A 13,117-nucleotide genomic window follows, 5' to 3' on the forward strand; every position below is an offset into this window, starting at 1 on the left:
GCGTCCAGCACCTCCGCGTCCGCCGCCCCGACCAGCCCGGCCTCGGCGGCGGCCGCCAGCGCCTCCCTGGTCCGGGTGGTGCGCAGCGCCGGGACCTCGTGCCCGTGCTGGAGCTGGAGCAGCTGCACCGTCCACTCGACGTCCGCCAGCCCGCCCCGGCCGATCTTGGTGTGGGTGGTCGGGTCGGCGCCGCGCGGCAGCCGCTCGGCCTCGATCCGCGCCTTGATCCGGCGGATCTCCACCAGGTCCCGCTCCGGCACCCCGAGGCCCGGGTAGCGCAGCGGGTCGATCAGCCCCCGGAACCGCGCGCCCAGCTCCTCGTCCCCGGCCACCGGCTCGGCCCGCAGCAGCGCCTGGCTCTCCCAGGCGTGCGACCAGCGCCGGTAGTACGCCGCGTACGAGGCGAGGGTGCGCACCAGCGGGCCGCTGCGTCCCTCCGGCCGCAGGTCGGCGTCGACCAGCAGCGGCGGCTCGGTGGACGGCGCGCCCAGCAGGGTCCGCAGCTGGTGGCAGACTGCCTGGGCCGCCCGGGCGGCCTCCTGGTCCAGCGAGCCGAGCAGCGGCTCGTGGACGAAGAGCACGTCCGCGTCCGAGCCGTAGCCCAGCTCGTGGCCGCCGAAGCGGCCCATCGCGATCACCGCGATCCGGGTCGGCAGGTCCCCGTTCTCGGCCTCCCAGCCGGCGATGCAGGCCTGCAAGGCGCCCTGCAGCGTGGCCGCGTTGAGCGCGGTCAGCGCCTCCCCCGCGGTGTCCAGCGCCTCGCCGGGGGTCTCGCCGAGCCGGCCCAGCACGTCCGCGGCGGCCGTACGGAACAGCTCCCGGCGGCGCACCGAGCGGGCGGCGGCCACGGCGGCGGCGGCGGACCCGGCCCGGCGGACGGCGGCCAGGATCTCCGACTGGAGAGCCGGCCTGCCGCGCGGCACCAGACCCTGCGGGTCGCCCAGCATGGCCACCGCCTCGGGGGCGCGCAGCAGCAGGTCGGGGGCGAGCCGGCCGGCCGACAGCACCCGGGCGAGCTGCTCGGCGGCGGCGCTCTCGTCCCGCAGCAGCCGCAGGTACCAGGGGGTGCGGCCGAGCGCGTCGGAGACCTGGCGGAAGTTGAGCAGCCCGGCGTCCGGGTCGGCCGAGTCGGCGAACCAGCCCAGCAGCACCGGCAGCAGGGTGCGCTGGATCGCCGCCTTGCGGCTCACCCCGGAGGCGAGCGCGCTGATGTGCCGCAGCGCCGCGGCCGGGTCCGCGTAGCCGAGCGCCTCCAGCCGCGCCCGGGCCGCCTCCGGGGTCAACCCGGTGGCGCCGGGCGGCAGTTCGGCGACGGCGTCGAGCAACGGGCGGTAGAACAGCTTCTCGTGCAGCCTCCGGACCTCCACCGCGTGCCGCTTCCACTCGCGCTGCAGCGCGGCCACCGGGTCGGAGCGGGTGTCGTCGTTGATCAGCGCGGCGAGCGAGCGGGCGAGGCGGCGCAGGTCCTCCTCGGCGGTGGGCATCAGATGGGTGCGGCGCAGCCGGTGGAGCTGGATGCGGTGCTCCAGCGAGCGCAGGAAGCGGTACGCGGCGTCCAGCGAGGCGGCGTCCGCCCGGCCGACGTACCCGCCGCGGGAGAGCGCGGCCAGCGCCTCCAGGGTGTTGCCGCTGCGCAGCGCCGGATCGGTGCGGCCGTGCACCAGTTGCAGCAGCTGGACGGAGAACTCGACGTCGCGCAGGCCGCCAGGGCCGAGCTTGAGCTGGCGGTCCAGCTCGGTGGCCGGGATGGAGTCGATCACCCGGCGGCGCATCTGCTGCACGTCGGCGACGAAGTTGTCCCGGGCGGCGGCCTGCCAGACCATCGGGGCGAGCGCCTCGACGTACGCGGCGCCGAGCTCGGCGTCCCCGGCCACCGGGCGGGCCTTGAGCAGCGCCTGGAACTCCCAGGTCTTGGCCCAGCGCTGGTAGTAGGCGAGGTGGCTGGCCAGGGTCCGCACCAGCGGGCCGTTGCGGCCCTCGGGGCGCAGGTTGGCGTCCACCGGCCAGATGGTGCCCTCGCCGGTGGTGTCCGCGCAGAGCCGGGTGAGTGCGGCGGCCAGCCGGGTGGCGGCGGCGAGCGCCTCGTGCTCGTCCACGCCCTCGCGCGGCTCGGCGACGAAGATGACGTCCACGTCCGAGACGTAGTTGAGTTCGCGGCCGCCGCACTTCCCCATGCCGATCACCGCGAGCCGGCAGGCCGCGGCGGCGTCCCGGTCCTGCTCGGCGGCGAGGTCCAGGGCGGTCTGGAGGGTGGCGCCGGCCAGGTCGGCGAGTTCGGCGGCGGCCTGGGCGAGGTCGGTGGTGCCGGTGAGGTCGCGGGCGGCGATGGCCAGCAGGCAGCGGCGGTAGGCGACGCGCAGCGCGTTCGCCGGGTTCCGGTCGCCGCCCCGGACGCCCTCGGCGAGGGCGCGGCGGAAGTCCTCCGGACCGGGGTGCATGTCGCGCAGCTCGAAGGTGACCAGCACGTGCCAGTCGTGCGGGTGCCGGGCCAGGTGCTCGCCGAGCGCGGTGGAGACGCCGAGCACGCCCAGCAGCCGGTCGCGCAGCGGCTTGGAGGTGGTGAGGGTGTCACGCAGGGTGTGCCGGTCGGCCTCGTCGGCGGCCTCCAGCAGACGGGCCAGGCCCAGCAGCGCGAGGTCGGGGTCGGCGGTGGCGCCGAGCGCGTCCAGCAGCACCGGGTCGTCGGCCAGGCCCTCCAGCCCGGGGCCCTCCAGCAGCCGCACCGCCTGCGCGGGATCGGTGAACCCGCGCCGGACCAGCCGCATCTCGGGCCGGCTGATCCGGCCCCCGGCCCGCTGCTCCTCGACCGCCATCGGCCCCTCCATCCGTCCGCCCCAGCAGGTTACGCGCCCGCGCGGCGCCACGCCGGGCGTGACCGGCGGGTGGACCGGATCGGGCGTGGTGGGGAGTTCCCGCCTTCGAAGCACACCGTTCCGTCACGGAGGCCGCACATTCCGTCACCGCGAGGCGCCGCTCGAACGGCGGCCCCGCCGCCACCCGAGCGGGCGACGGCGGGGCCGGCGAGGGGGGTTCGAACCGCCGCTCAGAGCACCTGGAGGTTCTTGCGCAGCTCGAACGGGGTGACCTCGGAGCGGTACTCCTCCCACTCCTGGCGCTTGTTGCGGAGGAAGAAGTCGAACACGTGCTCGCCGAGCGTCTCCGCGACGAGTTCGCTGCGCTGCATCAGGTCGATGGCCTCGCCGAGGTTCTGCGGCATCGGCTGGATGCCGAGGGCGCGGCGCTCGGAGTCGGTCAGCGCCCACACGTCGTCGTCGGCGCCGGGCGGGAGCTCGTAGCCCTCCTCGATGCCCTTGAGGCCGGCCGCGAGGGTGACGGCGTAGGCGAGGTAGGGGTTGCAGCCGGTGTCGAGGGAGCGGACCTCGATCCGGGTGGAGCCCTGCTTGCCCGGCTTGTACATCGGCACCCGGATCAGCGCCGAGCGGTTGTTGTGGCCCCAGCAGATGTACGAGGGGGCCTCGCCGCCGGCCCCGGCGGTGCGCTGGGAGCCGCCCCAGATCCGCTTGTAGGAGTTCACCCACTGGTTGGTGACGGCCGCGGTCTCGGCGGCGTGCCGCAGCAGGCCGGCGATGAAGGAGCGGCCGACCTTGGAGAGCTGGTACTCGGCGCCGGACTCGTGGAAGGCGTTGCGGTCGCCCTCGAACAGCGAGACGTGGGTGTGCATGCCGCTGCCGGGGTGCTCGGAGAAGGGCTTGGGCATGAAGCTCGCGTGCACGCCCTGCTCCAGCGCGACCTCCTTCATGACCAGCCGGAAGGTCATGATGTTGTCGGCGGTGGACAGCGCGTCGGCGTAGCGCAGGTCGATCTCCTGCTGGCCGGGGGCGCCCTCGTGGTGCGAGAACTCGACCGAGATGCCCATCGACTCCAGCATGGTGATCGCCTGCCGGCGGAAGTCGTGGCCCACCCCGCGCGGGGTGTGGTCGAAGTAGCCGGACTGGTCGGCGGGGATCGGCGGCGTGCCGTCGCCGGGCAGGTTCTTCAGCAGGAAGAACTCGATCTCGGGGTGGGTGTAGAAGGTGAAGCCCTGCTCCGAGGCCTTCTCCAGCGTGCGCTTGAGCACGAACCGGGGATCGGCGTACGAGGGCGAGCCGTCCGGCATCAGGATGTCGCAGAACATCCGGGCGGTGCCGGGGGTCTCCGAGCGCCACGGCAGGATCTGGAAGGTGGTCGGGTCCGGCTTGGCGATCATGTCGGACTCGTACACCCGGGCGAAGCCCTCGATCGCCGACCCGTCGAAGCCGATGCCCTCCTCGAACGCCTGCTCCAGCTCGGCCGGCGCCACCGCGACCGACTTCAGGAACCCGAGCACATCGGTGAACCACAGCCGGACGAACCGGATGTCACGCTCTTCGAGCGTCCGAAGCACGAACTGCTGCTGCTTGCCCATGGGGACAGTCTCACCTCTGCTCTTTACGCTCGTGTTACGTCCCGGAGGTTCCCGGAAAGACCCCGTAAAGCGATTGCCCCCATCATGGCCGATCACCGAGCCGCGTCCACCCCAGGGGCGCTCACCAGTCCGATTCGAACGGGTTCACCACCGGGACGCCGGCACGGGCGACGTCCTTGGTGTTGCGGGTGACCAGGGTCAGCCCGTGCACCCTCGCGGTGGCGGCGAGCAGGCCGTCGATCGGCGGCAGCTGGTCCGGCACGTTGAGGCGCGCCCAGGCCTCGGCGATCTCCGTCGTGACCGGCAGGATCCGGTCCGCGTAGCCCCGCTTCACGGCCAGCAGCCATTCGGCGAGCCGCTCGGCCTGCGCCGGATCCCTGCGCCGGACCTGCTCCACGCCCAACCTGATCTCACCGATGACCAAGGCGCTGGTGAACATCGGGCCGCCGCGGTGTTCGACCATCCACGCCTCCACCGCCGGATCCGGCAGGCGCTTGCGCAGCTCCGACAGCACATTGGTGTCCAGCAGGAAGCCCGTCACTCGCCCTCCCCGAACGACACCACGCGCGTCAGGTGATCGGCCCGCCGGGCCACGATCTCGTCCAAGATCCCCGCGGCCGCGTCGTCGATGTACGGCTCCTCACGGCGGAGCAGGAACTCCTCGAAGGGGATGTCCTGGCCCCGCAGCTGCCGGTACTCCCTTATGTCGATGACGACCGCGACCTCGTCCCCGTGCCGGGTGACCACCTGCGGGCCTTCGGACTCGGCGAGGCGGAGCACCTCGCTGAACTTCTGCTTCGCCTCTTGCACTTGCCATCTCATGTGATCACCATTCCAATTCTGTCCAGTCTGTCCAGACTCTTCTCCCATGCTACCCCGCGCGGGACATTGCGTCAGATCGACGATTACACTCGAAGTCATGCCCAATCTCCGTCTCGCCCTGAGCCAGATCGACCCCTGGGTCGGTGACATCGCCCGCAACAGCGATGAGGTGGTGCGCTGGACCAAGCAGGCCGTGGAGGCCGGCGCCCAGTTGGTCGCCTTCCCCGAGATGGTCCTGACCGGGTACCCGGTCGAGGACCTCGCTCTGCGGCGCTCCTTCGTCGAGGCCTCGCGCGGGGCGCTGGTCGAGCTGGCGGGCCGGCTGGCCGAGGAGGGGCTGGGCGAGGTGCCGGTGGTGGTGGGCTACCTCGGGCGCTCGGAGCAGGCCTCGCCGCGCTTCGGCCGCCCGGCCGGGTCGCCGCAGAACTGCGCCGCCGTGCTGCACCGGGGCGAGGTCGTCACCCGCTTCGCCAAGCACCACCTGCCCAACTACGGCGTCTTCGACGAGTACCGCTGGTTCGTCCCCGGCGACCAGCTGCCGGTGCTGCGGGTGCACGGGGTGGACGTCGCGCTGGCCATCTGCGAGGACATCTGGCAGGACGGCGGCCGGGTCACCGCCGCCCGCGAGGCCGAGGCCGGGCTGCTGCTGGTGATCAACGGCTCCCCGTACGAGCGGAACAAGGACGACCAGCGGCTGGAGCTGGTCCGGCGCCGCGCCGCCGAGGCGGGCTGCGCCCTGGCGTACGTCAACATGGTCGGCGGCCAGGACGAGCTGGTCTTCGACGGCGACTCGATCGTGGTCGGCGCGGACGGCGAAGTCCTCGCCCGCTCCCCGCAGTTCGAGGAGCACCTGCTGGTGATCGACCTCGACCTGCCGGCCGCCGGCGGCGACCACATCGACGGTCTGCTGCTGAGCGACGGGCTGCACCTGGTCCGCACCGTGCTGAGCACCGGCCCGCGGCCCGCGCCCGCCGGGCGACCGGCTGCCGGGATCGCGCCGCGGCTGTCCGACGAGGCCGAGATCTGGGCCGCGCTGGTCTCCGGCACCCGGGCGTACGTGGTCAAGAACGGCTTCCGCTCGGTGCTGCTCGGCCTGTCCGGCGGCATCGACTCGGCGCTGGTGGCCGCGATCGCGGTGGACGCGATCGGCGCGGAGAACGTGCACTGCGTCTCGATGCCCAGCCGCTACTCCTCGCAGCACTCCAGGGACGACGCGGCCGAGCTGGCCCGCCGCACCGGGCTGCACTTCCGGACCGTCTCCATCGCCCCGATGTTCGACGCCTACATGGGCGCCACCGAGCTGACCGGCCTGGCCGAGGAGAACCTCCAGTCCCGGCTGCGCGGCACCCTGCTGATGGCGATCTCCAACCAGGAGGGGCACATCGTGCTCGCGCCCGGCAACAAGAGCGAACTGGCGGTCGGCTACTCGACCCTGTACGGCGACTCGGTGGGCGCGTACGGCCCGATCAAGGACGTCTACAAGTCGCTGGTCTTCCGCCTCGCCCACTGGCGTAACGAGGAGGCCGAGCGGCGCGGCGAGGTGCCGCCGATCCCGGAGAACACCATCTCCAAGCCGCCGTCCGCCGAGCTGCGGCCGGACCAGAAGGACACCGACTCGCTGCCCGACTACGACCTGCTGGACAGCGTGCTGGACCGCTACATCGAGGGCGACGAGGGCCGGGACGCGATCGTCGCGGCCGGCTTCGACCCGGCCGTGGTGGACCGGGTGGTCCGGCTGGTCGACACCGCCGAGTACAAGCGGCGCCAGTACCCGCCGGGCCCGAAGATCTCGGTCAAGAACTTCGGCCGGGACCGCCGACTGCCGATCACCAACCGGTGGCGGCGCGGCTAGGCGCGGCTAGTTGTACCGGTAGGCGGCGGCCACCGCGAGGTGGTCGCTGCCGTCCCGGGGCAGGGTGCGGGAGTCCACCGGTTCGAGCCCGCCCTTGCTCATGATCTGGTCGATCCGCGCCATCGGGAACGCCGCCGGCCAGCTGAACCCGAAGCCGTCCCCGGCGGCGCCCTGGGCCGAGCGCATCTGCGAGGTGACCGGCGCCAGGCTGCGGTCGTTCATGGTGCCGTTGAGGTCGCCGAGCAGCAGGACCTTCTTCAGCGGCTCGCCCTGGATCGCGTCGCCGAGCGCCTGCGCGCTGACGTCCCGCTGGTTGACGGTGAAGCCGCCCTCGGCCTTGAGCCGCACGGAGGGCAGGTGCGCGACGTACACCGCGACCGGGCCCTGCGGGGTGGTGACCTGCGCCCGGAACGCCCTGGTCCAGCCCATCTTCAGGTCCACCGGGGAGACCTCGCCGATCGGGTACTTCGACCAGAGCCCGACCGTCCCCTCCACCGTGTGGTACGGGTACGCCCCGGCGAGGCCGCTCTCGTACGCGTGCAGTTGCCTGCCGGCCAGCTCCTGCAGGGCGACGATCTGGGCGTCGGAGGCGATCAGGCCGCGGATGGTGTCCGGCACGTCGGTGTTGGCGGCGGCGACGTTGTGGCTGACCACCGTCCAGTCGCCCTTGCCGCCGCTCTTGTCGGTCAGCAGCCCGCCGAACAGGTTGGCCCACAGCACGGTGGGCAGCAGCAGGGCGAGCAGCGCGGTGGCGGAGCGGCGCAGCAGCGCGGGCACCAGCAGCACCGGGACGGCCAGGCCCAGCCAGGGCAGGAAGGTCTCCAGCAGGCTGCCGAGGTTGCCGGTGCTGTTGGGCAGCTCGGCGTGGAAGGCCAGCAGCACGGCGGTGAGCAGGGCCAGCAGGGCGATCAGCAGTCCGCGCCGCCAGGGGCCGCTGCCACGGGCGTCGCGGCCCCAGTGCCGCAGGCCGAGGAAGCCGGCGGGGCGGTGGGCGGAGGAGGGTCCGGCCGAGGTGTCCCAGGAGGGGCCCGTGGTCCGTTCGGTCCTGTCCGCCTGCGCCATGCCGTGGCTCCCGTCGCTCGTGCCGTCCGCCGGTCCGGTGTCCGGCCCGTTGGGGTACGGGCGCCGCGCCGGACTGGTGCCGGTCTGCTCGGATGCCCGGCTCAGCCTATGCCGGGACAGACGCGCGGCCCCCGGAACGGGTTCCGGCGTGGCCCGGTTTGGTGAGCGAGGACACGTCCGGACACGACCGGCCCGCTCCCACCTGGGCACGGGCCGTGGGACGGGCTATCGGGGCGCGATGCCGTCGAGCAGGGAGTCGACCAGTCGGCGGGAGAGGTCCGGGTCCTCCAGGTCGGAGTCGTCCGACAGGATGCTGCGGTAGAGGATGGGGCCCATCAGCAGGTCGCCGAGCAGTTCGACGTCGAGGTCGTCGCGGATCACGCCCTCCTTGACGGCCTGGCGGATCAGGTGGAGCCCGACCTCCCGACGCGGTTTGACCACCCTCTCCCGGTAGGCGGCGTGCAGCTCGGGCAGGCCCTGCATCTGGCCGAGGGCGGCCTTGAGCACCCAGCGGGTGCGCTTGGCCAGGCCGCGCCGGCGGATGTAGTCGACCATCGCGATCAGGTCCTCGCGGGCACCGCCGCCGGTGGGCTCCGGGATCGGCTCCTCCAGCCGGCCGACCACGTCGACCAGCAGGGCCTCCTTGTTGGGCCAGCGCCGGTAGATGGTGGCCTTGCCGACGCCGGCGGCGGTGGCGATGCCCTCGATGGTGAGCTCGGACAGCGTGTTGCCGTCGGCCATGAGGTCCACGACGGCGGTGAAGATGGCCTGCTCGGCGGCCTCGCTGCGGGGTCGGCCCCGGCGTACCGCCGCGCAGTGCTGCCCGGTCCCGGCGGTCGGCGTGTCCGTCTTCATCCCCGCTGTCTCTCCCTCGCTGCCTCCGGCGCAGGCGCCGGAACGTGTCCGTCGGTGGGTCCGGAGTGCGTCCGTCGGTGGGTCCGGCGTGTCCCTCGGTGGGTCCGCGGCGGGGGTGGGCCCCGCTTCGGACCGAGGCCCTGTCACCCGGTCCCACCCGGGTGACAGGGCCATTGTCACTCAGCCGCGGTACGGCAGGGCCGTGGCTCGACCACGGCTCAGGCCTCGGCGGCCGCCGTCTCCCGGGCCTGGTCCTGCTGCTCGGGGGCCTTGCCGGCCGGTCCGCCCGGGGCGGCTGCGCGGCGCGGCAGCAGGAACCAGGCGACGAGGGCGCCGACCAGCGAGACGCCCACCGAGATCCCGGCCACCACGTGCATGGCGTGGATGAAGGAGTCGTTCGCGGGGGTGACCAGCGCCTCGCCGCCGGGGATCCGGCCGGCGATGGCCAGGGTGGCCTCCAGCGACTCGCCGGCCTTGTCGCGCAGCCCCTCGGGCAGGTGGTTCAGGGTGTCGGACATGCCGTCGCGGTACACGGTGGAGAGCACCGCGCCGAGCACCGCGACCCCGAGCGAGCCGCCGACCTGGCGGAACGTGTTGTTGACGGCCGAGCCGGCGCCGGCCTTCTCGCGGGGCAGCGAGCCCATGATCGCGACGGTGACCGGCGGCATGACGTGGGCCATGCCGCTGCCCATCACCAGGCCGAGCACGACCAGCACCCAGATCGGCGTGGTGGCGTCGAGCACGACGTAGCCGACGAAGCCGAGCGCGACCAGCACCATGCCGCCCGCGGCGGTGGCGGCGACGCCCAGGCGGTCGACCACCAGCCGGGCCCGCGGCGCGAACGCCAGCTGGGCGGCGGCCAGCGGCAGCATCAGCACACCGGCCTGCAGCGCGCTGTAGCCGCGCACGCTCTGGATGTAGAAGACGCCGAAGAAGGAGACGCCCATCAGCGCGAAGAAGATCACGCCGACCACGACGACGGAGGCGCTGAACACCCGGTTGCGGAACCAGGTGACGTCCAGCGCGGGGAACGGCGTGCGGCGCTCGAACCAGACGAAGGCGGCCAGCGCCAGGACACCCAGCAGGGTCGGCCCCCAGGCCTCGAGCCGGGTGAAGTCGGCCAGCTCGCCGCCCTTGATGATGCCGTAGATCAGCGCCACCAGGCCGACGATCGACAGCAGCACGCCGACCGGGTCCATCTTCCCCGGGTTGGGGTCCTTGGACTCGGGGACCAGCATCACCATCAGGACCAGCGCGACGATCACGATCGGGACGTTGACCAGGAAGACCGAGCCCCACCAGAAGTGCTCGATCAGCAGGCCGCCGGTGATCGGGCCGATGGCGATGGCCAGGCCGACCGCGCCGGCCCAGATGCCGATCGCCTTGGGCTGCTCGGAGCGCTCGAAGACGTTCATGATGATCGCCAGCGTGGCGGGCATGGCGAGCGCGCCGCCGACGCCCATCACGGCGCGGTAGCCGATGAGTTCACCGGGCGAGGAGGCGAGCGCGGAGAGCAGCGAGGCGACGCCGAAGACCGCCATGCCGGCCAGCAGCGCGCGCTTGCGGCCGAAGCGGTCGCCGAGCAGGCCCGAGGTGAAGAGCAACCCGGCGAAGACCAGGGTGTAGGAGTTGATCGCCCATTCCAGGTCGCTCTGGGTGGCGCCCAGTCCGACCGGGGCGGGGGTCGCGATGGTCTTCATCGCGACGTTGAGGATCGAGTTGTCGAGCACGACGACGAGCAGGGCGAGCACCAGGGTGCACAGGATCGCCCAGCGCCGGCGGTGGATGGCTTCCGGGACGCGGGGTGGCGCGGCTGCGGTGGTCATTGGTCTTCCCGTCCGTGGTGGCGTGTCACTGGCGGGCATTTGCGAGTCGCGGACGTCTCGTAACCCCCCGGGTCAGATTAGCTTGAAATACGATACGAGACGAGACCGTTTCGCAAAAACGCGGCAAAGCCCGCGCCGACCGGCGCGGTCCGGTGTGGCTCGACGCGGCCCGGTGTGGCGTGGATCGCACCCGGTCCGCCGCACCCCTCTTTGCGCTCACGCCGGGGCGTGCAAGCATGGAGGTGATCCGGGGACGCCGCACGGCGCCACGAGACGACAACCCTTCAGGAGCCCGTTCAATGAACGCTTCTTCGCCTTCGCCTGCCCAGAACCAGGCGACGACCGCCACCCTCTACGGCGGGGTCACCAACCGCCGCGTCACCGTCCGCGACCTCGCCGCCGCCAAGCAGCGCGGCGAGAGGTGGGCGATGCTCACCGCCTACGACGCCCTCACCGCAGGGGTGTTCGACGAGGCCGGGATCCCCGTCCTGCTGGTCGGCGACTCGGCCGGCAACTGCCACCTCGGCTACGAGACCACCGTGCCGGTGACCATGGATCAGATGGTGATGCTCTCCGCCGCCGTCGTCCGAGGCACCAAGCGCGCCATGATCGTCGCCGACCTGCCGTTCGGCTCGTACCAGGAGTCGCCCGCCCAGGCCATGCACAACGCCGCCCGGCTGATGAAGGAGGCCGGGGTCGGCGCGGTCAAGCTGGAGGGCGGGGAGCGCAGCGCCCGCTCGATCGAGCTGCTGGTCGAGGCCGGCGTCCCGGTGATGGCCCACATCGGCCTCACCCCGCAGTCCGTGCACGCCTTCGGCGGCTACCCCGTCCAGGGCCGCGGCGACGAGGCGGCGCACCAGCTGCTGCGCGACGCCAAGGCCGTCCAGCAGGCCGGCGCCTTCTCGGTGGTGCTGGAGGCCGTCCCGGCCGAGCTGGCCGCGCAGGTCACCGAGCAGCTGGCGATCCCGACCGTCGGCATCGGCGGCGGGCCGGACACCGACGCCCAGGTGCTGGTCTGGACCGACATGGCCGGCATGACGGCGGGCCGGGTGCCGAAGTTCGTCAAGCAGTACGCGGACCTGCGGGCCGTCCTCGGCGACGCCGCCCGCGCGTACGCGGAGGACGTGCGCACCGGCGCCTTCCCGGCGGCGGAGCACAGCTTCCACTGACGCGGGTCCACGGCCCCGCTCCGAGTGCGCTCGTGCACTCGGAGCGGGGCCGCTGTCATGGGCCGCTGACATGGCCCGCCGTCATGCCGGAACGGCGATGACAGGCGATGACAGCGGGGTGACAGCGCGCCCGGCCGGGTGACAGGGGGCTGACAGCCGGGGCGGACAGCCTGGGGGCATGACAGGAATCGCCACCGCCCCGAACACGCGGGGAACAGCCGGCAACGCCGTCGAGGTCCACGGCATCGTCAAGCACTTCGGCACCACCAAGGCCCTCGACGGCGTCGACCTCACCGTCCGCGAAGGCACCGTGCTGGGGGTGCTCGGCCCCAACGGCGCGGGCAAGACCACCCTGGTGCGCATCCTCTCCACCCTGATCAAACCGGACGCCGGCACCGCGTACGTCGGCGGCTACGACGTCCTGCGCCAGCCCAAGCAGCTGCGCCGCACCATCGGCCTGACCGGCCAGTACGCCTCGGTGGACGAGCTGCTCTCCGGCTACGAGAACCTCTACCTGATCGGCCGGCTGCTCGACCTCTCCCGGCGCGACGCCAAGGCCCGGGCCACCGAGCTGCTGGAGCGCTTCTCGCTCACCGAGGCCGCCAAGCGGACCGCCAAGACCTACTCCGGCGGCATGCGCCGCCGTCTCGACCTGGCCGCCAGTATGATCGGCCGCCCCCGGGTGCTCTACCTGGACGAGCCCACCACCGGCCTGGACCCGCGCACCCGCAACGAGGTGTGGGACGAGGTGCAGCGGATGGTCGCCGAGGGCAGCACCGTGCTGCTGACCACCCAGTACATGGAGGAGGCGGAGCAGCTCGCGAACGAGCTGACCGTCATCGACCGCGGCAGGGTGATCGCCAACGGCGCCGTCGCCGAGCTGAAGGCCAAGGTCGGCGGACAGACCCTCCAGGTCCGCCCGGCCCACCCGGCCGAACTGCCGGAGATGGCCCGCTGCCTGCACGAGAGCGGCATCACCGCCGCCACCGTCTCCCCTGACACCGGGCTGCTCGCGGTGCCGATCACCGGCGAGGAGCAGCTGACCGCCGTCATCGGGGTGCTCGGCGGCCGCGGCTTCGCGATCGCCGGCATCGACACCAAGGTGCCCAGTCTGGACGAGGTCTTC

At 72.8% G+C, this 13,117-nt stretch carries 10 protein-coding genes; 3 read left to right on the forward strand and 7 right to left on the reverse strand.

Annotated features, from left to right (window positions below):
* From J0670_RS13605 to J0670_RS13620, 4 genes are all read right to left on the reverse strand, one after another.
* On the reverse strand, positions 1–2,813 hold a 2,813-nt coding region (locus tag J0670_RS13605; RefSeq protein WP_207811800.1), incomplete at its 3' end, for a bifunctional [glutamine synthetase] adenylyltransferase/[glutamine synthetase]-adenylyl-L-tyrosine phosphorylase.
* Positions 2,814–3,043: 230 nt separating this feature from the next.
* Complete coding sequence (glnA, locus tag J0670_RS13610) at positions 3,044–4,405, reverse strand: type I glutamate--ammonia ligase (RefSeq protein WP_207811801.1); 1,362 nt, start codon at positions 4,403–4,405, stop codon at positions 3,044–3,046.
* 121 nt (positions 4,406–4,526) lie between these two features.
* Positions 4,527–4,946 (reverse strand): type II toxin-antitoxin system VapC family toxin, encoded by a 420-nt coding sequence (locus tag J0670_RS13615; RefSeq protein WP_207811802.1) that lies wholly within the window; start codon positions 4,944–4,946, stop codon positions 4,527–4,529.
* The gene (locus tag J0670_RS13620; protein ID WP_207811803.1) at positions 4,943–5,227 is read right to left on the reverse strand and encodes a type II toxin-antitoxin system Phd/YefM family antitoxin; all 285 of its coding nucleotides are present in this window, start codon (positions 5,225–5,227) and stop codon (positions 4,943–4,945) included. The genes J0670_RS13615 and J0670_RS13620 overlap by 4 nt, the downstream gene beginning before the upstream one ends.
* 97 nt (positions 5,228–5,324) lie before the next feature.
* On the opposite strand from J0670_RS13620, the gene J0670_RS13625 reads away from it, so the two are divergent.
* Complete coding sequence (locus J0670_RS13625; protein WP_207811804.1) at positions 5,325–7,079, forward strand: NAD+ synthase; 1,755 nt, start codon at positions 5,325–5,327, stop codon at positions 7,077–7,079.
* A 6-nt stretch (positions 7,080–7,085) separates the two neighbouring features.
* Here J0670_RS13625 and J0670_RS13630 read toward each other — a convergent pair whose 3' ends face one another.
* The 3 genes from J0670_RS13630 to J0670_RS13640 all read right to left on the reverse strand — a co-directional run bounded on the left by J0670_RS13630 (position 7,086) and on the right by J0670_RS13640 (position 10,822).
* Positions 7,086–8,141, reverse strand: coding sequence for an endonuclease/exonuclease/phosphatase family protein (locus J0670_RS13630; protein WP_207811805.1), 1,056 nt, complete (start codon positions 8,139–8,141; stop codon positions 7,086–7,088).
* Positions 8,142–8,366: 225 nt separating this feature from the next.
* The gene (locus J0670_RS13635) at positions 8,367–8,996 is read right to left on the reverse strand and encodes a TetR/AcrR family transcriptional regulator (RefSeq protein WP_207811806.1); all 630 of its coding nucleotides are present in this window, start codon (positions 8,994–8,996) and stop codon (positions 8,367–8,369) included.
* Positions 8,997–9,214: 218 nt separating this feature from the next.
* Positions 9,215–10,822 carry a DHA2 family efflux MFS transporter permease subunit gene (locus J0670_RS13640; protein WP_207811807.1) on the reverse strand — a complete coding sequence of 536 codons (1,608 nt, stop codon included), beginning with the start codon at positions 10,820–10,822 and terminating at the stop codon, positions 9,215–9,217.
* Between the two features lie 299 nt (positions 10,823–11,121).
* On the opposite strand from J0670_RS13640, the gene panB reads away from it, so the two are divergent.
* Both panB and J0670_RS13650 read left to right on the forward strand, forming a co-directional pair.
* Complete coding sequence (gene panB, locus J0670_RS13645; protein WP_207811808.1) at positions 11,122–11,991, forward strand: 3-methyl-2-oxobutanoate hydroxymethyltransferase; 870 nt, start codon at positions 11,122–11,124, stop codon at positions 11,989–11,991.
* A gap of 178 nt (positions 11,992–12,169) precedes the next feature.
* Positions 12,170–13,117, forward strand: a 948-nt coding sequence (locus J0670_RS13650) for an ATP-binding cassette domain-containing protein (RefSeq protein WP_207811809.1), incomplete at its 3' end; no start/stop codon positions are given.

Origin of the sequence: Streptomyces sp. FH025, assembly GCF_017427025.1 — a bacterium.
In the GTDB taxonomy this organism is placed as follows: domain Bacteria; phylum Actinomycetota; class Actinomycetes; order Streptomycetales; family Streptomycetaceae; genus Kitasatospora.